A 23,117-nucleotide genomic window follows, 5' to 3' on the forward strand; every position below is an offset into this window, starting at 1 on the left:
TTCTCCCATGCCGGGTACCGTCCTGGTATAATCCCCCATCCTATCGACCGCGAAGCTCTGACGCAGAGGAGGACGATGCCGGCGGTGCCGCCGGCGGGCTTCCGCACCCGGACGGGGTACAAGCTGGGGGATCCAGAGGAGCCTCTGGCCAACGTGCAGTGCGAAGTCTGCCACGGACCTGGAGGCGCGCACGCGGCGGAGCCGGTGCACGCGCGCATGGAGCGTACCCCGCCGGAGTCGACCTGCCTCGAGTGCCATAACCCGCAGCACTCGGACGCCTTCGTGTACGCGGAAAAAATCCGACTCGTGCAGCACCGCGAGTAGCGCTGCGTCGTTCAAGGGTGATGCAGTATCCGAATCAAGCCTGAGCGCTCGAAGTCGATCCTTCCCTTCCCCTGATGACTCAGATCCACGGTCGTTCCCGGCTGGATGCTCCCGCCGCTCCAGCGAATCCCGTTCTCGAATGAGATAACGGACGGCTCTGCGGATTTGGGCAGGAAAAAACTTCCCGTGACTTCGATCTTGTAGGGCTTCGCGTAATGAACCCGGAAGATGTCTTTGCCTTCTTCCTGTATGTGAAGCGTGTGCGCATCGGCTCTACTGGGCCGGATGTCGGTCTGGTGGAACGGGAATGTGTTCCGACCCATGGCCGCAGCGGTCCCATCATGCGCCGCGACCAGACAGCCCACGATCAGTCCCGTTTGGAGCGAGTCGAGCTCCAGGAATTGCTTGCCGTCGACCGAGAGCACGTACCGATTCGAAGGCGCGACTCGCAGGAGCACATCGCCAAGCAGGAGGGACATCGACGGGGTCGGTTCGGAACCCTTCTCGATCGAGTCCTTGGCGGCGGGCAAGAGGGCGAGCGGGCTCGGCCGCGCCGGTCGCGCGTTGGCCGCGCGATCCGAGCGGACGCTGCTGTGGGTTCCCGCCAGCACGAACGCGAGGATGATACAGGTGATGCTAATCGCGCCCGCTTTCATCCCGTTGCTTGGCTGCCGCGCGAACAGAAAACGCAGTGCGAGAACGCCGGCGAAGACGCCGGCGAGCAGCAGTGCCGCCTCCGGAAGGAACTCCGGGCTCATAGGCACAACGAGGGCTCCCATTCGCTACTCCGCGCGGGGGGACGGTTGGCCAGGACGTCGAGCCTAACAGGCCGTTTCCACTAAGGCATGCTACAAATCGCGAGTACACCGGAAGGAGATCAGCAAATGTTAAGCGATTCCCCTGCAACAAGATAGGGGTCTGTCGACACCGCGCTGTAGGGGTGAGCGAACGCAGCCTTAAGACCGCTATACAAGAGGACTGAACAGGCCGAATTAGTTCGTTATGGATGACATGGCCCGGTCCCGAATCTCAGCGGCGTGCTTGACCGTGTTCGCAGCCCTGTGTGCAGCTCCGCCCGCGATCCCCTCCGGCGTCTATTTCGTGGACGGCGCCAGCCGGTCCTGCTCTGACTCCGGACCTGGAAACGTATCCGTCCCCTACTGCACGATCTCCGCGGCCGTGAAGGCCCGCGGGGGCCCGAGCACCTCGATCTACGTGCGTCCGGGCGTCTACCGCGAGGAGGTCGATATCCGGAGCTCGGGCCGCGCGAGGATGCCGCTGGCCTTATTCGCGCTCGGATCGCGTGTCATCGTGGACGGAGCGGATGATTTCTCGACGCCCTCCCTCTGGCTCCCCCTCTCCGGCGCCGTCTGGTGCGATTCCGCCGTCACGTGGAACGTTCAACAAGTTCTCGTCGACGGGGTTCGTCTGGCCCTTCCGGCAGATTCGACCGCGTCGCTCACGCCTGGGCAATTCCGATACGTCGCCGGCGCGGGGCTGGAGGTCAACCTGGGGGGCGACAACCCAGGGACTCGCCGAACCCTGGTGGGCCGGAGGGATCACGGGTTCTTTCTCTCGGGTGCGTCCTGGGTAAGGATCGAAGGATTTGAGGTGATCCGAACCGAGGACAAAGGGATCTTCGCGGCGGACTCCTCGAACGACGTCACGATCAAGAACAATCGCGTCACCTTCTGCGCCAATCACGGCATCGCAGCGATCAACTCCTCGAGACTGATGATCGAGTCGAATGTTGCCTCAGACAACGGCTTCCACGGGATCGCTCTGATCTCCGGAGTGAATGGATCCAGGATCAAGAATAACCAGGCCTTCCGGAACGCCCGCCCCGCGATTCGGGAAGCGAACGGAATCTACGTATTCGCCTCGCCAGCGAACCGTCTGGAGCGAAACAAGGTCCACGACAACCAGGACAGCGGCGTGAATATTCAGTCGGGGTCCGACGGTTGCATTTCCGCCGAGAATCTATCCTGGAACAACGGAGACCATGGCTTTTTCCATCTCTACACGACGGGCGTTCTGAACATCGGAAATGTGGCGTGGCGCAACTCCAGCAACGGATTTTCCGCGGAGGGGCAATCGAACGGGACCAGAATCCTCGACTGCATCGCGGTGGATAACGGCCTGGCGACGGACAAGTTCGATTTGTACGTGGACACCACATCGACGGCCGGGCTCGTATCGAACTACAACATCTTCTGGAACTCGACGGGCCAGGACATCATTAAATACGGCCCTGACCGCTATTCGACGGTAAGTGCTTTCACCACGACGGGGCAGGATTCCCAGTCCATCCAGGCAGACCCCAATTTCATCGACCCCGCGGCGGGGGACTTTCACCTGCGCACAGGATCGCCGGCGATCGACTCGGGCACCTCCGCATCGGCCGAATGGCCGGCGGTGGACGCGGACGGTCGGTCCCGCCAGGACGACCCCGCGAGCCCGAACGTGGGCACCGGGCCGGTTCCCTATGCCGACCGAGGCGCTCTGGAATACCTTCCCCTCGGGATCCCGGGCCAGCTCCTGCCCGGCCGCCCGAATCCGTTCAACCCGGAAACGGAAATCGACTACTCGATCGGGACGCCCGGCTTCGTCGAGGTGAATGTATTTGGAATCTCCGGGTCGCTCGTCCGGACCCTGGTCCGCGGCTACGAGGCGCCTGGCGATCACTCGGTTATATGGTTTGGCGACGATGACCACGGCCGGCGTCTACCAAGCGGAACCTATTTCTGCCGGATCCAAGCCGCCGGAGGATTCCGAGAGACTCGAAGGCTCGTTCTCTTAAGATAGATCCGCCGGCCCAACTTCCAAGGCAACAGCACCTTAGAGCGTAGATCGGCCCGCCAACCGCTCATTCGCCCCGTCCCATCGCCCTCGAATCCGGAGCTTGAAAAATGCATCTATGACATATGCCCAAAATGGAATATGATGTGCTCATGCCCCGCTTCGCCAGAACCTCGGACGTCTTCAACGCCGTCGCGGAGCCCCAACGCCGGGCCATCCTCGACTTCTTGGCGAGGGAGGAGCGTTCGGTCGGCGAGGTCGTGGCGGCGCTGCGACTGGCCCAGCCTTCGGTCTCGAAACATCTGCGGGTCTTGCGCGAGGTCGATCTCGTGCGGGCGCGCCGCGACGGCCGACGGGTGCTGTACCGCACGAACGCGGACGCGATCCGACCCGTGCACCAGTGGGCCGCCACGTTCGAGCGTTTCTGGGCTCAGCAGCTCCGCCGGATCAAGGAACGCGCTGAAGCGGCCGGCCGATCGGCGCGCGGGAACGGCGATCGACCGGACAAGCCCGGGAATCGGAATCGGTAGAGGTCTCAACCACCCGCCCACCAGCGGAACCCATCCATCAAAGGAGGAACCCATGGTCCTGCCCGCATCGACCGCCAACGAGCTGACCCTGAACATCACCCAGGAGATCCGGGTCAATGCCCCGCCCGACGCGACGTTCGCCGCGCTGCTCGAGGAGATGGGGCCGCGCAACGAGACAGAGAACGGTCCGATGCCCATGAAGATCGAGGCCCGACCCGGCGGACGCTGGTATCGGGACCTGGGCAAGGACAACGGGCATCTGTGGGGACACGTCCAGGCCATCAAGCGACCCACCCTGCTCGAGATCACCGGACCGCTCTTCATGTCCTTCGCGGCGGTCTCGAATCTGCAATACCGTCTGACTCCCGTGGACGGCGGAACCCTGATCACCTTCAAGCACAGCGCGCTGGGTCTGATTCCGGAGGAGTACAGGACCGGGATGCAGAGTGGCTGGGCACGCCTGCTCGACCGCGTCCGGAAGGCGGCGGAGAAATGATTCGCGGGTGATCCGCAAGACATTCCAGAGCAGATCGAAAGGAGACGAAGCGATGAAGACCATCGAGAAGCTGATGCCGAGCCACAAGATCGTGTCCAGAGAGGAATGGCTCGAGGCGCGCAAGGCGCATCTCGCAAAGGAAAAGGAGTTCACCCGGCTGCGTGATGAGCTCAGTCGGCAGCGGCGTGAGCTGCCGTGGCTCAAGGTCGAGAAGAATTACGTGTTCGACGGCCCCAAGGGCAAGGAGACGCTCGCCGACCTCTTCGACGGGCGTGGTCAGCTCATCGTCTATCACTTCATGCTCGGCCCCGGGTGGAAAGAGGGCTGCAAGAGCTGCTCGTTTGTGTCCGATCATATCGACGGCGCCGTCGTGCACCTCGCCCAACGTGACGTGACGCTGCTGGCGATTTCAAGAGCCCCCCTGCCCGAGATCGAAGCCTTCAAGAAGCGCATGGGCTGGCGTTTCAAATGGGTGTCGTCGTACGGAAACGACTTCAACTTCGACTATCATGTGTCGTTCACGAAGGACGAAATGGCGAAGGGCAAGGTGTACTACAACTACGAAATACAGGAATTTGGGAGCGAGGAAGGCCCCGGCGTCAGCGTGTTCTACAAGGACGGAGCCGGCGACATCTTCCACACCTACTCGAGCTACGCGCGCGGGCTCGACATGCTCGTCGGTGCGTACAACTACCTTGATCTCGTGCCGAAGGGCCGCGACGAGGACGCCTTGAGCTTTACCATGGCGTGGGTTCGGCACCACGACAAGTACGGCGACTGAAGCCGCGAATCCGGACTTCCGAACCAGGTTGGAGGTAGATCACAATGTGTCCAGCGTGCATCGCGTCCGCGACCCTGTTCGTCGCGGGCGCGACCTCGGCTGGCGGTCTGACGGCGCTCGTCGTGAAATCGGTTACCCACCGAGGAGAGAGCCATGTGCAGGAACATCAAGATCCTGTTTAACTTCGACCCTCCCCCTACCGACGAGGAGATCCGGGGAGCCTCGCTCCAATTCGTGAGAAAGCTTTCCGGCTTCAACAAACCCTCGAGGGTGAATGAGGCGGCGTTCCATCGCGCCGTCGAGGAGGTGGCTGCGGCCGCCCGGAATCTGCTGCATTCGCTGGTGACCAGCGCCGAGCCGCGCGATCGCGAGGTCGAGGCCGAGCGCGCCCGCGTCAGAGCCGCCGAAAGGTTCGGGACCTCCTGAGCCTTTCGTCGCGCTAGATCGCCTCGGGCGCCGCGTCGATCACGCCCGCCTCCGCCTCCTCCGCTTCCGGCACCGCGACCCGCTCCCGCGCGTGGGCGACGAGCATGTAGACCGACGGCACCACAAAGAGCGTGAAGAAGGTGCCGATGATCATGCCGCTGACGAGCGTGATGCCGATGCTGTTGCGCGCTCCGGCCCCGGGACCGGTGGCGAATACCAGCGGGAGGTGGCCGAACACCGTGGCCGCGGTGGTCATCAGAATCGGCCGCAACCGTGTCCCCGCGGCCTCGATGACTGCGCGGAGCTTGTCCAGTCCCGTCTCTCTAAGATGGTTCGCGAACTGGACGATGAGGATTCCGTTCTTTGCCACCAGCCCGACCAGGGTGATGAGCCCCACCTGGCTGTAGATGTTCAGCGTCGTAAGGCCCATGAACGAGAAGAATAGAGCCCCGCTGATGGCCAGCGGTGCCGAGCCCGCGAGGATGACGAAGGGATCGCGGAAGCTCTCGAACTGAGCCGCGAGCACCAGGAAGATCAAGACCGCCGAGAGGAGGAAGATGCCGAGAAACCGGCTGCCCTCGGTCCGCAGTTGGCGCGATTCGCCGGCGTAATCGATGGTGAAGCCCTGGGGGAGGATTCCCTTCGCCTCGACCTCCAGGAAACGCAGCGCCTGATCCAGCGACACCGACGGCGGGATGACCCCCTGGATCCGGACCGCGTTGAGCTGCTGGAATCGCTTGAGCTCCCGCGGCTCGGTGGTGGTCCGCAGGCTTGCGAACGTCGAGAGCGGCACGAGCTTGCCTTCGGTTCCGGTGACGTAGATGTCCTTGAGCTGATCCGGGGTGAGGCGCTCGCTCCGCTTCACCTGGGGAATCACCTTGTAGCTCCGCCCCTGGATGCTGAAGCGATTGACGTAGTTTCCACCCAGGAGCGTTGAGAGATCCCGTCCTGCCTGGCTCATCTCGACGCCCTGGGACCGCACCTTGTCCCGGTTGAACACCACTTCCGCCTGGGGCTGGTCGAACTTGAGATCCGCGTCCGCATACATGAACAACCCGCTCCTGAATGCCTTTCCCACGAGCTGGTTGGCGAACGCGACGAGCTCTTCCGGCTCGGCCGTCGAGGCGATCACGAAATCCACCGGGAAGTCCCCGCCGCCCGGCAACGCGGGCGGGATGAGCGAAATGACGCGGATCCCGGGGATCTGCGAGAGCCCGGCGGCCGCCTCCATCTGGAGTTGCTCCGCGGTCTTCTTTCGGTCGCTCCAAGGCTTGGTCACCATCCCCCCGAACCCGCCGGTTGGAAACACGAGCTGGAAGGTGTTCTTGTATTCTGGGAACGACCGGTAGACACGCTCGACCTGCGACGCGTAGAGCTTGGTCTGGTCGAGGGTGGAGTTCGGCGCCGCCTGGATCACCCCGAAGACCACGCTCTGATCCTCGTTGGGCGCCAGCTCCCGCTGGGAGAACAGGTAGAAAGGCACGATCAGCGCCACGACGATCGCCCACAGAACGTAGACGACCGGCCGGTACTGGAGCGTCCCTTCCAGGGTCCGCTTGTAGGATTCCCGAATGCCGTCGAATCGACGATTGATCCATCCCGCAAAGCCGCGCTCCGTATCGCCGGCGCGGAGGAGCTTCGATCCCATCATCGGGGAGAGCGTGAGCGCCACGACTCCGGACACGATCACGGCCCCGGCGAGCGTGAACGCAAACTCGCGGAACAAGGACCCCGTCAGCCCGCCTTGGATGGCGACCGGCGTGTAGACCGCGGCCAGCGTGATGGTCATCGCGATGACGGGGCCGATCAGCTCGCGCGCCGCGTCGATCGCCGCCCGGAAGGGGCTCGCCCCGGTACGCAGGTGCCGCTCGACGTTCTCGACCATGACGATCGCGTCGTCGACCACCAGCCCGACGGAGAGGACGATGGCAAGCAGGGTGAGCAGATTGATGGTGAAGCCGGCCGCCATCATCAGGAATACCGCGCCGATGAGGGAGACCGGGATCGCCACGACCGGGATGATCACCGCTCGAAGCGATCCGAGAAACAGGAAGATGACGAGAATCACGATGAGCAGCGTCTCCGTCAGCGTCTTCAGTACCTCGTGAATGGCGCTCTGGATGTACTCGGTCGAGTCGTAGGGAATCCCCAGCTTCATCCCGACCGGAAGCTGCGCCTGGATGCCGGGCATGGCGTCGCGGACCCGGCGGATCACTTCCAGCGAGTTGGCGGTGGGAAGCACCCAGATGCCCATGAAGGTGGCCCCCTGGCCGTCGAAACGGACGTCCTGCTCGTAGTTCTCGGCGCCCAGGGAGACATCCGCGATATCGCCGAGCCGGACGACGGTTCCCCGGTCCTCCTTCACCACGAGGCGACGAAACTCATCCGCGGTCTGGAGGTCGGTGTTGGCCACGAGGTTCACCGAGACCATCGACCCTTTCGTCTGCCCCAGCGTGGAGAGATAGTTGTTCTGCGCGAGCGCGTCGCGCACCTGGGACGGCGAGATGCCCATGGCCGCCATCTTCTCGGGCTTGAGCCAGACCCGCATGGCAAACGTGCGGCCGCCGAGGATATCGGCGCGCTGCACTCCCTCGATCGCGCTCAGCTTGGGCTGCACGACACGCGTCAGGTAGTCGGTGATCTGGTTCTGGTCGAGGTCCTTGGAGGAGAATCCGATGTACATCGCCGCGAACCGATTGTCCGCGGTCTCCAGCTCGATGACCGGCGCCTGGGCCTCCGGCGGGAGGTCGTTCCGCACCTGCGCCACCTTCGCCTGGATCTGGGTGAGCGCGGCGTTCGTGTCGTAATTGAGCTTCAGATGCACCGTGATCGTGCTCACGCCCTGGGCGCTGGACGATTCGATGTAATCGATGCCGTCGGCGCTCGCGATCACCCGCTCCAGGGGCGTCGTGATGAACCCACGCACCAAGTCGGCGTTCGCGCCCACGTAGGCCGTCGTCACCGTGACGATCGCGATATCGCTTCTGGGATACTGCCGCACGCTCAGCGAGCGGATCGATTGGAGCCCGGCAATCAGGATGACCAAGCTCACGACCATCGCCAGGACCGGCCGCCGGATGAAGAGATCGGTGAATTTCATCAGCTGTCCTCCGGCTTCGGCGCGGGATCGTTGCCCGGTCGGATCTTGTTGTTGACCAGGACCGATGCGCCGTTGCGCAGCTTGAAGACCCCGGAGGTCACAACCTCTTCGCCCTGCTTGAGGCCGGAGACGACCGCGACCTGGTCGCCGCGCCCGCTCCCCAGCTTCACGAACCTCTGCTGCACGCCGCGATAGGTCTTGCCGTTCGGACCCTTGAGGTCACCCACGACGAAAACCGAATTCCCATAGGGCGCGTAGCTGACGGCCGTGGCCGGAAGCGCGATCACGGGATCGCTGGTGCCGAGCCCGGCTTCCACCTCCACGAACATGCCGGGGCGCAGCCTGCCGTGGGGATTCCGGAAGACCGCCTGGATCTGGACGTTTCGGGTGGCCTCGTCCACCACGGAGTTGATGGCCGTGACCGTGCCGGCGGGAACCGCGACCGCGATACTGTCGGTCGCCACGTGGACTTCGGCCCCTCGTTTCAGCACGCCGACTTCCTGCTGCGGCACGGAGAAATTCACGTAGACCGGATCCATCGACTGCAGGGGTGCCACGGCGGCGCCGCCTTCCAGGTACTGGCCGAGGTTGACCTGGCGAATCCCGAGGATTCCCGCGAAGGGAGCCCGGATCTCCTTGCGCTCGATCGAGGCTCGAATCTCCCCCACGCGGGCCTCCGCCTGCTTGGCCTCCGCGGCGAGCCGGTCGTACTCCGCCTGCGCGATGACGCCCTTCTGCAGTAGTTGGCGCGACCGCTCGAAGTCCAGGTTCGCGAGGTCGCGCTGAGCCTCCGCGGCGGCCAGCTGCGCCCGCTCCTGGCGCGTATCGAGGCGCACGAGCAAATCACCCTCGCGGACGCTCTTGCCGGAATCGAAGGCAATGCTCTCGACGATCCCGGGCAGGTCCGCGCTCACCGTGACGCCCTGAACCGCTGCCACGGTCCCGATCGCGTTCAGCGTCGCCGGCCACTTCTGCTCGCCGGCGACGATCGTCGTGACCGCCTCGGGAGGCGGCTGGTAGGAAGACCCCTGCGCGATGGCCGCGCGGATCTGGAGAACCTTCACCAAGCCGATGGTCCCGATGAAGACGACCATCACAGCAAGCATGAGCAACATTCGCCTTTTCATGAGTTGCCTCCTTAACGTGACGTACCGCCAACCTCGATACCGCGATCTTCGATCAGAGAACCGGTTGCGCGTGCCATCTCGGTGCGCGCCGTCCGGTAGTCGGTGAGGGCCGAGATCTCGTCGAGGCGCGCGCGTGATAGATCGTTTTGGCGCGTGAGCACCAGGAAGTTCGTCGAGAGCCCCGTGTCGTATCGGTCGCGCTCGGCCGAGAGCTGGACCTCCGCCGCTTCACGGCCGGACCGGGCCGCTTCGATCCTCTGGCCCGCCGTCTCCAATGCGGCCGCAGCATCGAGGACCTCGGCGCGGATCGCCTTGCGGACGCGGGCCAGATCGGCTTCGGCCTGTCGCTCGACGTGCCGCGCCACCGCGGCGTTTCCTCGGGCCGCGCGGTTGCCGATCGGAAGCCCCAGCACAAGCGCCACACGGGCGGCGTCGAAATCACCCCGGCCAAGCGACTCGAACGACTTCGCGAAATCCCCGTCCAGTTCGGATGGGAGGGTTCCAGCTGGCCCTCCTGGATTCCGGGAGCCCGCGATGCCGAACCGGTCATAGGAAACGACCGCATCGAGGCTCGGCCAGATTCCGTCGCGGGCGAAAGCGGTCTCGGCGCGCCGCCGCTTCACGACGGCGTCTGCGATCGTGAGCTCCGGCCGGCCCGCGAGCGCGCGTTCGAGAGAGGCCGGGATGTCCACCGGGACGACCTCCACGTTCGCGTCCTCCCCCGGAGCGAGTTGTTGATCCCAGAGCGCGTCCCCCGCGCCGTCCAGGATCAGGAGCTTCAGCGCGTTCTCCGCTCGCGAAAGAGCCTCCCTCGAGGCCAGAAGCTCCCCGCGCCGCCGCTCCAGCTCGGCCCGGGGTTGAGCTAGCTCCGTTCGGGGTGCCGAGCCCGTCTCGACGCGGGATTGCGTTTCCCCGAGCTGCTCTTCCGCGAGCCGCACCGCTTCCTCGCGCACCTCGACCCCCCGCCGGGCCGCCACCAGCGCCCAGTAGGATCGCTCGACCGCCGCGACCGTCTCGGTGATCGCGCGCCGGAGCGAGGCGCTGGCGCCTTCGCGCCCCGCCTTGGCGACGCGCACGGACAGCCGAGCCGCGTCGGTGCCGCGGTCGCGCAGCAGGGGCTGGCGCAGCTGCAGGCCCACCCGCGTGCCGTACGCCGGCGAAAGAAGGGCCAAGCCTTCATCGATCTCGCGCGCGCCGCTCGCCCTGAGCAAGAGCGCGCCGCCTGTGGGAAGAAGCTGTTGGATCGACAGGCCGGCTTCGGCCGATTCAAATTTGGGCCCGATCTCGGCGGGCGACGTGCCTGAGAAGGAGGAGTTCACGGGCTCCGTAGACCTCGACCAGCCGCCGTTCAGCTCGACCAAGGGATCGTAGGCGCCGTTCGCTCCGGTCACCGCGGCCTTCGACGCTGCGAGCGACTCGCGCTCTATCAGCAACCCCTCGTTCCTCTGGAGCGCCAAGCGGACCGCTTCATCCAGGGTCAAACGATGCTCGGCGGCGGTCGCGACCTCCGCGCGCAAAGCCAGCGCCAGGAGAGCTGTCACCGCGAGGATTCGCTTCAGGCTCGCGAGCTTCACCTGACACCTCGTTGGAGATCGGCCTTCTGAAGCCGCGCGTCGATCGCCTTCGCGAAGCGCGCCAGCTCGTTGGGATCGAGGCACGCGAGCGACCTCAGCTCACAGGGGTTCAGCTCCATGCCCCTTTGAGCCAATTCCAGCAATGTGGCTCTTGGATCCGCCATGAACCGGCGACGCAGCGCCTCGTCGGTTGCCAGCACACCGATAATGCGTTCGACATAGAGTTGACTCATTTTGTTCTCCTCCCGCCGCGGCCTTATCTCAAGAGACGTGCCAAACCGTGATGGGAGGGGAAAGGCCGAGTGTTTCCATTGTGCCCGCGGAACTTGTGGCGTCGCAGGTGAGCCCGAGCGGGCGCGAGGAATGCCGGAGTACCTGTCGAGAAATCGACAGAGCGCGGATTAATAAGCGGGATCTTCGGCCGGTGGCGCGTTCCCGATCTGAGCGGGATCGCCGGGTCGACGCCGGGCCTCTGAGGCCCGGCGTCTGGGGGGGCGAATGGAGGGAATTGCCTGAGGCGGATTGCTGGAGAGGACTAGAACCTGTACGAGAGACCGAGCGTGCCGCGCTCCATCCAGATCTCGTCCGCTCCCTTAGAATTGGAGAGACCGGCGGCGCCATCCGAGGGAAACGCAACGAACTCACGCAGGTCCGCGCGCAGCGCCCACCGCTCGGTGAGCCCGTAGGTCGTGCCGGCCCCGAAGTTGACCGCGAACGCGGTCTCCGACTTGGCCAACTGGGGCAGGCGATCGGCGTCGGTGTTGGAGAGGAATGTGACCGCTCCCGCGCCGGCCGCCAGGTAGGGCGTCCAATTGCGGGTCGGGAAGTCGGCTCGCAGGTTGGCCTGATAGGCGAGAACGTCCGGACTCTTCCGATCCTGGCTCGTGCCCGATCCCAGGTCCACGCTCTGCGTGACCGGAATCATCCACGTGAACTCCCCCTCGGCCGCCAGCCTCGCGGACAGGCGGTAGCTCACGGTCGCGACCGCGGGGATGTTGAGGAAATGATCGGGGATCGCCGTGTCGTTCTCGTTCAGGGCCTGAATCCCTCCCATGAGCGAGACCTCGGTCCGCGGTCCCAAGCTGCTCTCCTGCGCCCCGGCATTGGATGCCGCGCCGAGCACGAAGAGCGAAGCGACTGCCGCACCGATGGCGACCCGTGTGTACCTTCTCCTGATCTTCATGGCACTCCTCCTTGACGGAACGCGACGGCGCGGCGCCGAGCGACGGATGCGCCAAGCATGCCGCCCATCGCTTCCTCTGCTCGCTCGTATCTCAAATGGCGTGCCAACCGCCCGGCCGGGAAGCGCGGCGCGCGGGACTCCGTGCGTTGGCGGGAGTTGTAGTGTCCGTGTCGTGATTCAGGAGGCTGCGGGGATGTCGTGTATGTTGCGGAGGAATCGACAGGCTGTCGGTTTCTCAGCGCCTGCCCAGGGGTGCCGTGGTCGAGGCCCAGCCAGCGTACGCGGTCACGCGGCCGCAGCGGATCGCGGAGGCTCCCCTTCGTTCTGCAGGGAGATCGGATCTGGAATTTCGAGATAGGTGTTCTCGCCCGCGCCGTCCCGAGCTTCCGACCAAATCTTGCCTCCGTGAGCTGCCATGATCTCTCGGCACAGTGCGAGCTTCAGCCCGGAGCTTCTGACCTCTTGCCCCGCGTGAGCGACGCCGGAGCCGCGCGTGGTCACCGAAAGGAGCGGACCCCGCTCCGACCTGCCGAGGGTAACGGTGACGGTGGCGCCTGGGCCGGACCATCTGGCGGCGTTCGTCAGGACATGCCGTACCACCTGCGTGAGCGCCTCTCGGTCCATCCAGCCGCTCGTCGGCCCGCACGGACCCGCTTCAAGTCCGATGCCGCGCGACTGAAAGAGCGGGCGCACTTCATCCACGACCCGAAGGACCACGGCATCCACCGGCGCTGAAGCAAAGCGGAGGACGCGCTTCCCCGCCTCGAAGTTGGCGAGGTCGACGAGATCGTTGAGCAGATCGAGGAGCCGTCTTCCGCCCTCCTCGATCATCTTGTAATACCGGGTTGCCTTCTCCGGCGTCAGGGAGGCGGCCCTCCCTCCTCCCAGCTCCGCGAAGCTAAGGATCGCGTGAAGCGGGGTCCGCATCTCGTGAGACATGCCCGCGAGAAACTCACTCTTCGCGCGCGACGCCGATTCGGCCCTGTCCTTCTCCCTTTGGAGACCCCGAAGAAGATCGAGCGTAGGCTCGGTCACCGCGCGCTGGAGCTGGAGCATGAGCAGAAGAATCAGGAGCGCGGAGCCCGCGCAAATCACGGCCGTCGCAACGAGGAATGAAGTCGAGTCCCGGTGGAGATCGTCCAGGCCGGCCTCCAGACGAACGGTGCCGAGAGGTTGACCCTCGAACCTGATCTCTTGGGTCACGCCGATCGCGGCCTGGTCGGGATCCTGGGCGGAGGCGGACCGAAAGGACTTCGCGGATCTCCCACCGCTGCCTTGGACATAGGACGCGAGGACCTGGCTCCGATCGTCGCGAAGCACCGCCCTGCGGATCCCGGGATTGGCGGCGAGCGCACCCAGAACAGCCTCGGCGCCCTTTCGGTCCCCGACGCGCATGGCCAACACCGTACTCGAACCGACGATGCGGGCGGTCGCGAGGAGCTCCCGCTCCACGGCGCTGCGGCGCAGGTGCTTCTCATAGGAAAGTGACGCGACGCACGACAGGAGAAGGGCCGGAAGCACGGCCATGGCGACGGCCCCCAGCAGCCTCTGCCGAATGGGAAGATCTCGGATACGGATCACTCGGATGGCTCCTTCGCCGCCTAGGCGGCCCGCCGATCCCCGGGGTTCGGGTCCTCGGGATTCGACGTCTGGATGGAGGGAGCGTCCGTGGTGGGGTGCTGTCCCGCCACTTGAAAGCGAAGAATGAACGCCGTCCCGCGCCCTTCCTCGCTTTCCACGCGAATCGCTCCCTTGTGGGCCTGCATGATGCCGAACGTCACCGCCAGGCCGAGCCCTGTCCCCTTGCCCGCAGGCTTGGTTGTGAAGAAGGGCTCAAAGATGCGGGCCTGGACGGCCCGTGGGATGCCGGGTCCGTCATCTTGGACGGAGAGCTCGATGAAGCCGTGATCCTGGATCGCCGCCTTGATCTCGACCGTTCCGTGGCCGCGGGACTCCATGGCCTGCTCCGCGTTGAGAATGAGATTCATCAGAACCTGCTGGATCTGGTTGGCGCTGCCGTGGATGAGCGGCAGGTCCGGCGGAATCGCGGTTTCGAGCGTGATGTTGTGCAGGCTCAGCTCGTGATGGAGGATCGCCTCGGTGTCCGCGACCACCTTCTCGAGCGCGATCGGTTCGGGCTCCAGGTTCTCCTGCCGCGCGAACTTCAGCAAATTGTCGATGATCGTGCGGCACCGTTTCGTTTCCTTCTCGAGAATCGCGAACGTTTCGAGGAGCGGATCGTCGGCGGAGAGGGAGCGCGATGTGAGCTGGATCATGCCCTGAATTCCGGCGAGAGGGTTCTTGACCTCGTGGGCGATCCCTGCACCCAGCTGGCCGAAGGCCGCCATCTTCTCCGACTGAATCAGCCGGGCCTGAGCCTCCTTCAGGGCTTGATCCCGGCCGTGGAGCTCGGAGGCCATTTGATTGAACGAGCCGGCCAATTGCCCCATCTCGTCGCGGCTCGGCACGGCGACTTGGACGTCGAAATCGCCGTGCCCGATCGAATGAGCGGCGCGCGTCAATTGACTGAGAGAGCGCGTCATCTGAGTCGACCAGATGAGGCTGGCGACCGCCACCAGGATCAGGAGGCCGAGCGCCAGGAAGATGAGGTTCGTGAGCAGGTTCCGGAGGGCGAAGTAGGCGGCCGACTTTGGAATCTCCGCGCCGGCCCGAAGACCGCCGATCCCGACGTTTGCGATTCCGCTGATCATCGATCTTCCGTCGCGCTCGGTCTCCTTCACGACGGCGAGGCTTCCGGGGACGAGCGGCGGAAGCCAGCTGAGTCGCTCTCGAGAAGCCGCCCGCCTTGCATCGATGTCGCTCACAATGCGTCCGTCGACATCCGCGAGAAATACATCGAATGCGCTCGAGCTTCGTCCGAGCGCGAGCGATCGGTTCAGATCCACGGCGCCCACAAGCACAAGGGGAGGCCGGCCGGCCGGCCGAGGGATCCGGACGGCCATCGTCGAGACAGGGAGAGAGCTCGAGATGGCCGAGTTGCGAACGTAGAGGCTCCCTGCCCGGATCGAATCGAACGGGATCGCGTACTTCGCGATCGCCGCGAGGAATGAGGCCCGGCTCAATCCCGCCGCGTTCGTCGCCACGCTGTCCAAGAGCAACCCCGCCTCCCTGCGGCCCTCGAAGACGCGCAGGGCTACGAGTCCCTGCGTCCTGGCGAAGAGCTGCCTCAGGGCTGCGCCACGTCGTTCGGGAAGAATGTTGGAAGCGTCCAGAACGCGGCCGGCCGTGACGAGCTGGTCCCGGCAGACCGAGAGACGCAGGTTCGCCTCTTCCGCCGCATGAACCGAGACAATGGAGACCAGATCCTCGACGTACGCGACCTTGTCCGCGTGGAACATGCGCGCCATCGTGAACGTGATGAGACTCACCACCGTCGTCACGGCGATGAGCACGCTGAGGAGGATCTTGAATCGAAACGTTACACGGATCTGCGACGACATACCGGACGCCCCACGTATCAGAACTTCGCCAGCAGCACTTGGCTCCAATAGGAGCTGTGTCCCGCCGGATCCACGGCTTCGACGAGAAGCACATTGGCGCCGGCCTTCAAATGAATCTCGGCCTCGAAGGAACCCTCTCGATTCACCTCGACCCGCTGAGCCATGACGTAGACTCGGGCACGCGGATCGGCGTGTCCGTGCACTACGTACCGCGAGCCGTCGATCTGCGCGGGAGGCGCCTCGACCTGGAGGGGCAGAAGCCCTTCCTCTCGAGTCACCGCCAATCTCCGGGTCGCCGACGGCACCCCCTCGATCTCATCCTGGATCGCCGCGACGTTCCAATGGTAGGAACCGACCGCGAGGCGCCCCCACGTGAGCGACGGGGTCGTGACAATCTCGTCGAGCACGGGCTCGCGGAATGCCGGGTCCTTGGCCGCCCGAATGCGATATCGGTCCGCGCCCTCGATCGGCGTCCAGCGAAACGTAACGCGCGGAGGGAGATCGAGGTACGGAACGGAGGTCTCATCGGCGGGCTCCTCAACCGCTGGGGCCCTCGGGATCGGTCGCGGCTCCAGGAGTTCCCCGCCGGGGTCCACACGGCTGAACTGGCTCGGACCGACGAGGACTCGCCGCCCGTTGGCCGCCAGCTCCAGACTTCCGTCGAGTACGGCAACGGACGCCGATCGGTCGCTGCGAACGCCGATCCGGAAATCGGCCTTCCCGCCGGGCGCGGACTTCAAGAGGGCGCGGCCCGCGGGAATCTCTACGGAAATCGGCTCCTCTCCTGATCCCCGGATCTGAGCCAAGAGATTTCCTTGCAGCAGGACGAGCCCCCGCGGCGATTCGATCGGATCCGAGCCCAAGTGCAGGCCGCTCACGACGACCAAGGCGTTCTCCTCGAGCTGCACCCCGACCGCGCGTCCGAAATCGATCGACGCACGCCCGGCGGGGCCGGTCTGGACAGCGTCTCGATCGTGAAGCTCGAGGCCGGACGCGGCCGGGCTCCAGGCGATCTGGCCCGCCAGGCGGCGTTTGACGTCCCGGCGTCTGACCGTGAGCTTCGCGACCGAGGACGAGGCGGACTCGATGGGATCGAGCAGCCCCGCTCCGAGCCCAAGGTTCGACGCATCCCGCTGGCCGGTCAGGCGAACGCCGGCCATGAGCGTGCGCAAGTCGTCCCCGGGTGGAAACGCGACGCTGAGAAAAGCCAGGAAGCCGGAGAAGCATGCGAGCGTCATGACGATCGCCACAAGTACCTCGAGCAGGAGCTTCCCAATGCCCGAGAGCCTTGAGCGACCGGTGACCTCACCCGGTCGCGCGGCGGGATGCGGAGCCACCTCAGTAGCGGCTCTGGGCACGGAGGAACCACCCATGCGAGCTCTCGGGACCGGTCTCGAGCGGGTCGCCGGAGAAGCGCGTGAAGTTGTACCCGACCCCGAGACGGAAGTACTGCGCAGGGTCCCATGAGACTTCGTTCAGCCACCCTGCGCGGCTGTCCCCCGCCTCGCGCTGCGCCAGGACCCGGTACTCGACTCCGTAGCGGAAGGGTTTCCGCACCGAATATTCCAGGCGCTGAGCCCACAGCACGCTCTGCGCCGCGCCGGCCGGCGAGACGCCTCGAGCGTCCCTCCGTGTGCGCGCCGCCGCCTTCCCGACCCAGTCCATTCCGGGGAGGATTCGCACGGTGGCCTCGAGCGCGATCACGCCGAGCGTCGTTTCCGTGAGGGTCGTATCGCCCGGAGCCGAGAACCGCCGGTCTTCCAGGCGGGTCCAACGAGCGAGACTCTCCACGCGATCCGAGCGGGGCGGCCGGAACGCGATTCCGATGCTCCGCTCCTCGTACCGTGCCGGAGTGAGGTTCGCGGCGCGATCCCTGGTGAAACTCAGGCGGTAGTCACCCCGCAGGGAGACCCCGGCGACGAGGCTCCACTCGAGCTGGCTCGAGGTGAGCACTTGCCGTTGTCGGCCGGCGGCCCCGTCGACCCGATACTCGCCGCGGGTCGTGGCGACGACCGGGAGCCGCCCCCGGTAGCTGAGGTCGGAAGAAAGCGCACCCCTCGGCCCGCCGCCGGCCGAGCGGTCGCCGGCTGAGTGCTCCCCGCTCACGCGTAAGAGCAGCCCGGAGGCGTGGCGCCAGCCCTGCTCGAGACCCACGACCGACTGCGTGCGCGTCTCATCGGCACCGCGCAGCCAGCGGTACTCGCTGTATGTCCGACCCATCGTCCCCAATGCGGATTGGACGCCGAGGAGCGTCGAACCGGACGGCAATCCCCTTCCATCGGTCCGCTCCTCGCGAAGGTAGAGGTGCTTTCCGGCCACCGTGAGCGCAGCGCCTCCTTGGAGGGCTCGCCCTGTCGTGCCGTCCGAGCCCCGCAATTCGAGCGCGAGGGAGGGCATCGGCAGCCACTCCACCCCCAGCGAGGTGCGGTGATCGAGCGGACCCGAGAAGGTCTGCTGCCGCTCGGCGGTCGTCCGGATGCGGGGGGCCGGGCGCCACCAGAGCCGGGCGGCGCCGGTTCGCACCGTGGGCACCTCCACGTCCACGCTCTCCACGGCGCGCTGCTCGAATTCCGACGCGACGCCGAACGGGCCGGCATCGCGCCGCCATTGAACTCCCATGAGGCTCGCGTGCCGAACCGCCCCGCTGTCGCTGGATCCGACCCCGAGCCGCCGCTCACCGTCGTATCGGGCCCCCCACTCGCCCCATCGGCCGGCCCCAAACGCGAGCCGTGCCCCGTGGCGGTCGAAGCCCAGGCCCCCGGGATCATTGGTGCCCGCGAACCCGGGCTCCGAGCGCCGGACATAGCCGCTGAGCTTGACGCGACCGGGCCGGCGGAACCACTCGCCGACGTCGAGATCTGCCGCCACCTTCCATGCGTCTCCGCGGCGCGCCACCGCGGAGTCCGGCTCCGCGAAGGACAGGCCTCCGTCCGCGCTCACGAACGCTCCGCCGGCCCGTCCCCGGCTCTGCGCGACCTCCCCCACGATCCGGGCGTGCGAGCCGAGCGTGACATCGGCGTCGCCGCTCCAGAGTCGGTAGGCGCCGGCCCTGGCCTCGTCACGCAGGAAAGTTCCGCCCACGGCGAGAAATGGAGCGATGGTCTGCCGGAGACGACCGCCGACGGCCGCGCGCTCTCCGATCGATCCGCGAGTCTCGTACTCCGCTTCGATCGTCACCGGGTGACCGTGAAGCTGGTCGCCGTTCACGAGCGAGCCGTCATCCCAGACGCTGGGAATCGGCCGCATGAAGAGGAGTCGTCCCTCGGCCTCCTTGGCGAGGAAGTCGCCGCCGCGCTGCTGCCCGACCCGTGCGAGCAGGAGCCCGGTGTCCCGGTCGCGGACCAGGAGGGACACCTGGATGCTTCCCTCGAGAATGTCGCGATGGCTCAGGTAATAGAGGGAACCTCCCGTTGCGCGAATCTCGTCCCGCACGTGCACGTAGCGCGCCGCGGCGCCGAAAGCGGTGAGCGAGGCCCCTGGGGTGAGCGAGGCACCTGGCTTCGGCGAGTCGGCGCGACGCCCCAATTGGACCTGGGCGCCGTAGAGGGTCCGATGGAATGCAGCCAGCTCCACGTCGTCGATGGCGATCGGAAAATCCCCAACGGAGGCTCGTAGCGCCTCGCCCTCGACAGCCAGGAAGAAGCGCCCACCGCCGGGCGCGCCGTACGCGACGGCGCTGGAGTCCCCGTAGACGGGGTAGAGATGATCGGGGTCGAGGTTGACAATTAGCCGGTCGCGGCCCGCGTCGTCAAGATTGCTGAAGAGCGACCCGAACTCTCTGCGGCGGGAGTCGAACGCCGAGGTGACCAGGTAGCGGCCGGCGATCCAACCCTTCAGGTGATACGCGAGGCGCCCCTCCGTCCAGACGCCCTCGCGGCCGCCGGCTTCGCGGATGGCGGCACCCGTCGTCTTTCCGAGGACGCCGTCGGCCAGCGCGACGAGGAAGAGGCGCTTCGATCGAACCTCGATCGGTCGATCGATCTCCCCGCGGTGTCCCTCTGCATCCTCGACGGCGATCTTCAAAGTGCTCGCCCCTTCCGGAAACGTTACCGTTCCGGAAAAGGCCCCGTCCGGGTCGACGTGGAGCGACTCCGCGTTCGCCCATACGCGATTTCCCGCCTGGGTCAGGCCGGAGAGTTGCAGCTCGCGACTCGAGAGGACGGATTCCGCCGGCGGCAGGGCCACACTCATGCCAGGGATGCGCTCCACGACCACCACGTCCCCTCCCTCCTCCGCGTGGTCGAGGACCCGGACCGGCAGGTTCGCCACGCGAAGCGTCCCGGTAGGACCTCGAATCACGAGGGCGATGCCGTTCTCTCCGATATGCAGCGGAACACCTTTGCTGAATTCCCCGGCCTGAGAGACGGGAACCACGACCCCGTCGACTTCGACCCGATTCCCAGGGTCGGTCCGACCTGAAACCAGGACGTGGGCGGCGTCCCGTTCCCGTTCCGCCGCTCCGAGACCCGCCAGCCGTGGGAGGTCGCCCGCCCCGCGCGACCCGACGGTGACACCCGGCGCCTTTCCGCCGTAGGGGACCCTCACCTCGCCGCGGGGCTCGAGGATCTCGAGACGGGGGAGCCGAACGCGTGCGCTGGCCGTCCGCCCTTGCCTGTCGCTCAAGGTCACCGCCAGCGTGTCCCCCGGTGGCAGCGGCACCGCGGAGGAGAATCGCCCTGCGGAATCGACGGGGACGGAGAGCTCGCCAATGCGCGCTGAGGCTTCACCGCGGTACACGTCGTAGAGGCGCGCCCGCCGGATTTCGGTGGTCTGACCGTGGATCTCGATGCGGCGATTGATCTCGCGACCCTCGGGCGTCGCGTTGCTCGCCACGGGACGCTCCTCTCCAAAGGCGCGCACAACGAATCGCGGGCGGGGAATCCGCTCCCGCTCGACGAGGTAGCGGACCGCTGCATCGGCGCGGGCCTGCGAAAGCGCAAGGTTGCCGGCCGCGGTGCCTACGGAGTCGGTGTGTCCCTCCACAATCACCGTCTCCGATGGGGAACGCCGAAGCGTCTTCGCGAGCCCGGCGAGGGCATCCCTGGCGGCAGGATTGAGCACCGCGCGGCCGGCCTCGAAGGAGTCGCCGGTCAGCGTCATCGCGATCGATGTGTGTCGATCGACACCGAAGGCGCGGCAGGGCCCTCGTATTTCCAGACCGTCCACATACGTGACCCGAAGCTGATACTCGTAGACCTCGCCTCCCTCGAGTTTGGATGACCCCGATCCGGTCCCGTCCCAAGGGCACCTCCGCGGTGGCGCTCCATGTCCATTCGTCGACCACAAGACCCCTCCCCGCTGGTCCCGTACGTCGAGGGCCCATTCGCGAACGGAGGATGTGTCGCTTGCATCGAGCGCGAAGACGACAGGCTCCCGGAGGCGGTCCCCGTCGAGGCGCAGCACCTCGTCCAGCTCGCTGCTTGAGAGACGCGCGTCGGCGGTGCGGAGGCGTACGCCCACTCCGTTTACGACCAGGGCGGCGCGGAGCGCGTTTCCGGCGACGATCGCGCTTCGTTCCACTTCGCCGGTCACGAGCGCGAGCCCGCTCACGGGGGGGCGGCCGATCTCCACCGAGTCCCGTTGGAAGAACACTCCGAACCGGATCGACGAAAGCAGCCCCGGCGAGACGTAAGCGACGGGTGAGGTCTCGGTCGTGGCGGTGGCGGGCATTCCGAGTCGCTCCAGATCAAGCTTCACGACACGCGGCCCCGGGTCGACGTCGGGAACGTGGAACCGTCCCTCGGCGTCCGTTCGAACCGTCGTCCCATCGTCTAGGATCACTGGAGCTCCGGGCAACCCCTTCTCGTCTGGACCCTGAAAGCCGTCTCGATTGGAATCCTCGAAAACGCGGCCCACGATCGTGCCGCGAGAGAGAAAAGCGTCCTCGGCCACTTCGACGTTTGCCTCGGCTCGGTTCGAGGCCTCGCAGGTGGAGCATCCAGCGAAGGCGACCGCCCCATCCAGGTACGTGCCCGGCGTCGCGCTCGCGCCCGGCACGAGCATCCAGCTCAGGGTGAGATATCCGGGCTCACCCGGCCCCGCTTGTCCGTCTCCGTTCAGATCGACAAAGGCCGCCAGGGTGTCCAGAGCAAACCGCTGGACACGCGAGCCGGAGGGATCGGCGATCGGGCGCCCGTCACGCACCGAGGTGCCGGCGAGGTATCCGAAACGCGGAGGCAGCTCGTGCTGGATTTCGACATTTGTCAGGTTCACCGACAGGCGATTCCGAATTTCCAAGGTGTAGCGTATCGTCTGACCGGATTCGATCCGAGGTCGCTCAGGCGACAGCCGGAGGTCGACCGCGAAGCTGGTGTCGTCGTCCAGGTTGATCACTCCCACGTCCGCGGCGTTCATCCCGTTGTAGCCCGCGTCCGTGCTGGTGGCCGGCGCCGTCACGATCGTGTACGCCGCGTTCCCGTCCGCGACGAAGTCGTCCACCCCCGTCACCGTCACCGTCTGCGCCGCGTTCCAGCTCCCCGGCGTGAACGTGAGCGACCCCGGAGCCACCGTCCCCTCGCTGGCATCGCTCGAGGAGAGCCCGATCGTCACGTTCCCCGTTGGCTGGGTGTTGAGCGCCACCGTGAACGTCGCGGTCCCAGCCCCCTCCGTCGTCGTCAGGCCGGAGGTCGGCGACACCGTGATCCCGCCCGTGTCGTTATCGGTATTCGTGACCGTTACGTCCGCGGGGTTCAGCCCGTTGTAGCTCCCGTCCGTGCTGGTCGCCGGCGCCGTCACGATCGTGTACGCGACCGCACCGTCCACTCCGAAGTCGTCCACCCCTGTCACCGTCACCGTCTGCGCTATGTTCCAGTTGCCCGAAGTGAACGTCACCGAGGCCGGAGCCACCGTCCCCTCGCTTAGATCGTTCGACGAAAGCCCGATCGTCACATTCGCCGCGGGCTGGGTGTTGAGCGCCACCGTGAACGTCGCCGTCCCGCCCGATTCCGTCGTCGTCAGGCCGGAGGTCGGCGACACCGTGATCCCCGCCGTGTCGTCATCCGTATTCGTGACCCCCACGTCCGCGGGGTTCAGCCCGTTATAGCTCCCGTCCGTGCTGGTCGCCGCTGCAGTCACGATCGTGTACGCGACCGCTCCGTCGACCCCAAAGTCGTCCACTCCCGTCACCGTCACCGTCTGCGCCGCGTTCCAGTTCCCCGAAGTGAACGTGACCGAGGCCGGGGCCACCGTCCCCTCGGTCAGATCATTCGACGAGAGCCCGATCGTCACATTCGCCGCGGGCTGGCTCGTGAGCACCACGGTGAACGTGGCCGTCCCACCCCCCTCCGTCGTCGTCAGGCCGGAGGTCGGCGACACCG

15 protein-coding genes are annotated in these 23,117 nt (G+C 66.1%); 6 read left to right on the forward strand and 9 right to left on the reverse strand.

The genetic code is table 11. From position 1 onward, the window contains the following. Positions 1 to 75 precede the first annotated feature (75 nt). Positions 76 to 324: a hypothetical protein gene (locus E6K76_09755; GenBank protein TMQ57688.1), complete on the forward strand. Its 249-nt coding sequence runs from the start codon at positions 76 to 78 to the stop codon at positions 322 to 324. An 11-nt stretch (positions 325 to 335) separates the two neighbouring features. Here E6K76_09755 and E6K76_09760 read toward each other — a convergent pair whose 3' ends face one another. Further along, positions 336 to 1,103, reverse strand: a complete 768-nt coding sequence (locus E6K76_09760; GenBank protein TMQ57689.1) for a hypothetical protein — start codon at positions 1,101 to 1,103, stop codon at positions 336 to 338. Between the two features lie 223 nt (positions 1,104 to 1,326). Here E6K76_09760 and E6K76_09765 point away from each other — a divergent pair, with 223 nt between their 5' ends. From E6K76_09765 to E6K76_09785, 5 genes are all read left to right on the forward strand, one after another. Next, the gene (locus E6K76_09765; GenBank protein TMQ57690.1) at positions 1,327 to 3,129 is read left to right on the forward strand and encodes a hypothetical protein; all 1,803 of its coding nucleotides are present in this window, start codon (positions 1,327 to 1,329) and stop codon (positions 3,127 to 3,129) included. Positions 3,130 to 3,275: 146 nt separating this feature from the next. Then, positions 3,276 to 3,653: a helix-turn-helix transcriptional regulator gene (locus E6K76_09770; protein ID TMQ57691.1), complete on the forward strand. Its 378-nt coding sequence runs from the start codon at positions 3,276 to 3,278 to the stop codon at positions 3,651 to 3,653. 52 nt (positions 3,654 to 3,705) lie between these two features. Continuing rightward, a complete protein-coding gene (locus E6K76_09775) occupies positions 3,706 to 4,149 on the forward strand; it encodes an SRPBCC domain-containing protein (protein TMQ57692.1) in 444 nt (147 codons plus the stop codon). A gap of 73 nt (positions 4,150 to 4,222) precedes the next feature. Continuing rightward, positions 4,223 to 4,930, forward strand: coding sequence for a DUF899 domain-containing protein (locus E6K76_09780; GenBank protein ID TMQ57702.1), 708 nt, complete (start codon positions 4,223 to 4,225; stop codon positions 4,928 to 4,930). Positions 4,931 to 5,083: 153 nt separating this feature from the next. Continuing rightward, positions 5,084 to 5,356: a DUF2277 domain-containing protein gene (locus E6K76_09785; GenBank protein TMQ57693.1), complete on the forward strand. Its 273-nt coding sequence runs from the start codon at positions 5,084 to 5,086 to the stop codon at positions 5,354 to 5,356. Positions 5,357 to 5,369: 13 nt separating this feature from the next. Here E6K76_09785 and E6K76_09790 read toward each other — a convergent pair whose 3' ends face one another. The 8 genes from E6K76_09790 to E6K76_09825 all read right to left on the reverse strand — a co-directional run. After that, positions 5,370 to 8,456, reverse strand: a complete 3,087-nt coding sequence (locus tag E6K76_09790) for a multidrug efflux protein (protein ID TMQ57694.1) — start codon at positions 8,454 to 8,456, stop codon at positions 5,370 to 5,372. After that, positions 8,456 to 9,583, reverse strand: a complete 1,128-nt coding sequence (locus E6K76_09795; protein ID TMQ57695.1) for an efflux RND transporter periplasmic adaptor subunit — start codon at positions 9,581 to 9,583, stop codon at positions 8,456 to 8,458. Before E6K76_09795 ends, E6K76_09790 begins: the two co-directional genes overlap by 1 nt. Positions 9,584 to 9,594: 11 nt before the next feature. Continuing rightward, the gene (locus E6K76_09800; GenBank protein TMQ57696.1) at positions 9,595 to 11,241 is read right to left on the reverse strand and encodes a TolC family protein; all 1,647 of its coding nucleotides are present in this window, start codon (positions 11,239 to 11,241) and stop codon (positions 9,595 to 9,597) included. Between the two features lie 451 nt (positions 11,242 to 11,692). Next, a complete protein-coding gene (locus E6K76_09805; GenBank protein TMQ57697.1) occupies positions 11,693 to 12,340 on the reverse strand; it encodes a porin family protein in 648 nt (215 codons plus the stop codon). Between the two features lie 285 nt (positions 12,341 to 12,625). After that, the gene (locus E6K76_09810; protein TMQ57698.1) at positions 12,626 to 13,921 is read right to left on the reverse strand and encodes a hypothetical protein; all 1,296 of its coding nucleotides are present in this window, start codon (positions 13,919 to 13,921) and stop codon (positions 12,626 to 12,628) included. Between the two features lie 20 nt (positions 13,922 to 13,941). After that, complete coding sequence (locus E6K76_09815) at positions 13,942 to 15,801, reverse strand: HAMP domain-containing protein (protein TMQ57699.1); 1,860 nt, start codon at positions 15,799 to 15,801, stop codon at positions 13,942 to 13,944. A gap of 17 nt (positions 15,802 to 15,818) precedes the next feature. After that, on the reverse strand, positions 15,819 to 17,138 hold the full coding sequence (locus E6K76_09820; protein TMQ57700.1) for a FecR domain-containing protein: 1,320 nt from the start codon (positions 17,136 to 17,138) through the stop codon (positions 15,819 to 15,821). 1 nt (position 17,139) lies between these two features. After that, a partial coding sequence (locus tag E6K76_09825; GenBank protein ID TMQ57701.1) for a hypothetical protein occupies positions 17,140 to 23,117 on the reverse strand: 5,978 nt, incomplete at its 5' end.

This window comes from Candidatus Eisenbacteria bacterium (assembly GCA_005893275.1).
Classification (GTDB): Bacteria; Eisenbacteria; RBG-16-71-46; order SZUA-252; family SZUA-252; genus WS-7.